Source organism: Methyloglobulus sp. (assembly GCF_046714055.1).
Taxonomy (GTDB): domain Bacteria; phylum Pseudomonadota; class Gammaproteobacteria; order Methylococcales; family Methylomonadaceae; genus Methyloglobulus.
In genome coordinates this window covers 1-2642 of sequence record NZ_JBKKBJ010000118.1, presented here as the reverse complement: position 1 = coordinate 2642, position 2642 = coordinate 1, and the positions used below count along the sequence as shown (strand labels likewise).

2 protein-coding genes and 1 pseudogene are annotated in these 2642 nt (G+C 49.7%); all 3 read left to right on the top strand.

Translation table 11 applies throughout. The features are described 5' to 3' along the window. Positions 1–165: 165 nt before the first annotated feature. Positions 166–837, top strand: a complete 672-nt coding sequence (locus ACLQ6D_RS07285) for a DUF4158 domain-containing protein (RefSeq protein ID WP_411726625.1) — start codon at positions 166–168, stop codon at positions 835–837. A 483-nt stretch (positions 838–1320) separates the two neighbouring features. Then, positions 1321–2226 (top strand): annotated as a pseudogene (locus ACLQ6D_RS07280) (Tn3 family transposase); the annotation flags it as partial. A 148-nt stretch (positions 2227–2374) separates the two neighbouring features. Then, positions 2375–2642, top strand: a 268-nt coding sequence (locus ACLQ6D_RS07275; RefSeq protein WP_411726623.1) for a recombinase family protein, incomplete at its 3' end; no start/stop codon positions are given.

Genomic DNA, 2642 nt, shown 5'->3' with positions numbered 1-2642 from the left:
TGTAGGGGTAGTTACCACATAGCTGCAAAAACCGCCATCTTCGTTGGAATGAATTTCCTGGCAGCAAAAAAACCGTAAGGAATTTTTGCTAAAAGCTCTATCAATTAGATGAGTCTAATGATAGTATCCTTGGCCTATTAAAGCAGTGTGTGAAGGGATTCTATCGTGAAATGGCAATGGCAAGCAGATGAATTGCATGCCCATTGGCATTTGGCGGCTGAAGAATCTGGCCTGCTGTATAAAAAAACCCCCCAGGGCCGTTTGGGTTTTGTCGTGTTGCTCAAATATTTCCAAAATGAAGGCTATTTCCCCGAACATTGCCGTCAAATCCCAGAAGCGGTTTTGGGCTATTTGGCTTATCAAACAGGTGTTTCCGGCGACAATTTAAATCAATACGAATTCACTGGACGTACGGGTACCCGTGACCGGGCTGAAATTCGTTCATTCTTGGGAATTCGTCGTGCCAATGGAAAAGGCAGGCCTGAGTTTGCCAAGGTAATTCTGGCCGAGATGCTACCGTCCGACCCGACCTTTAATTCGTTGCTGGACTTCGCCATCCACTGGTTCAAGAACCGCCGCATAGAGCCGCCAAGCTCCGTGCGGCTTGAACGGTTGATCCGCTCAGCGACATATACCTTTGAAGCGGAATTATTCAACCGGATCACAAAAGGCTTAAATCCGAACACAAAAGCATTGCTTGGTGGCTTGCTGAGTGTTGCTGAAGGAGATGCTGATGGAAGCGCGGCGTTAAGCAACACTTTTTCGGGTGTCATTTGGTTAAAGGACGACACCGGAAAAGCGGGGCTTGACCGAATTTTGCAGGCCATTGAAAAATAAGCTACCTACGTGGCCTGGCCATCCCTGACGGACCGCTGGCATCACTGCCCGCGAAATGGTTGCAAAAATATTACCGCCGGGCTTCGGCTGAATCGGCGTGGGAGTTGCGCCGCCACCCCGACGTGATTTGCTATGCCTTGGCGGCCGTTTTTTGTTGGCAACGCCAAATGGAAATTACGGACAACTTGATCGACCTGCTGATTCAGGTCGTCCATAACATTGGCAAACGTGCCGAAAATAAGGTTGGTAAGAAACTGCTTGAGGATTTAAAACAAGTCCATGGCAAGGCCGGGCTGCTATTCAAATTGGCCGAAGTTGCGGTTGAACAGCCTGAAGGGGTCATTAAAGACGTTTTGTGCCCTAAGGTTGGCTTAGAAACCCTGAAAAGCTTGGTGAAGGAATACAAGTCGAGCGGTAAGGCCTATCAGGAGGAAGTCCACCAAGTGGTTCGGCGTTCTTGCGGCAACCATTATCGGCGCATGATCGTCAAAGTTCGGTGCCTGGGACCAGAACCTCATGACCGAATGGCATGTCCGCTACGGCGGCAGCGGGGTGATGATTTACTGGCATGTCGAGGGGCAATCCGTCTGTGTCTACTCCCAGCTAAAGCGTTGCCCATCCTCCGAAGTGGCGGCAATGATAGAAGGCGTGCTGCGCCATAAAGCCGATATTGACATACAGAAAAGTTACACCGACAGCCATGGCCAAAGTGAAGTCGGCTTCGCGTTTTGTTAGTTGTTGGGGTTTAGCTTAATGCCCCGGTTAAAAGGGATCGCCTCGCAAAAGCTCCACCTGCCGGAGAAAGGCAGTGGCATCCGTTACCCCAATCTTGACCCCATACTGACCCGCTCCATCAATTGGGAGCTGATTCGCCAACAGTGCGACGAAATGGTGGAATACACGACGGCGTTAACACTAGGCACGGCCCAGGCTGAGGCAATCTTGTCCCGGTTCACGCGCAATAACGTCCAACACCCTACCTACAAGGCACTGGCGGAACTGGGCAAAGTCATCAAAACCATCTTTCTGTGCCAGTACATTATTTCAGAAACCATGCGCCAGGAGGTACACGCAGGGCTGAACGTGGTCGAGAATTGGAACAGCGCCAATGGTTTTATCTTTTATGGCGACGGTAGTGAAATAGCGAGTAACCGGGTAGAAGGCCAAGAGTTGTCGGTTTTGTCGCTCCACCTGCCACAGCTTTGCCTGGTTTATGTGAACGCGCCCATGATACAACAAGCGTTGAAAGAAAGCGTATGGCATGGCCGGATGACCGCGGCTGATTTCAGGGCTTTGACACCGCTGGTTTATGCCCACATAAATCCCTACGGGTGGTTTGAATTGGATATGGACAAGCGCTTGCCCATCGAAAGGATGGCAGCCCAGTGAATAGATTGAAAATAAGAAGCCGCACAACCCTACCAAGCAGGGCAAGCCCTAGTGATAGTTTAAAAAAGGCGATAAAGCCTTTCTTTAGAATTGTATTTTGATTTAGATAGTGTTTCTATCACAACTACTAGAACCTTATGATAGAAAAATGATCATTGGTTACGCACGCACATCGACAGCCGACCAAATGGCCGGTTTTGAATCTCAGATTACCGAGCTTCGAAGTGTCGGTTGCGGGAAGGTATTTCAGGAACAGGTCTCGTCGGTTGGCAACCGGGCACAACTCGATGCCGCTTTGGAGTTTGTCCGGGAAGGCGATGTCCTGGTGGTGACCAAACTGGATCGCTTAGCCCGTTCTGTTAGGGATTTAATGACAATAATTCATAGGCTTGAACGTAAACAAGTGGGTTTGCGTA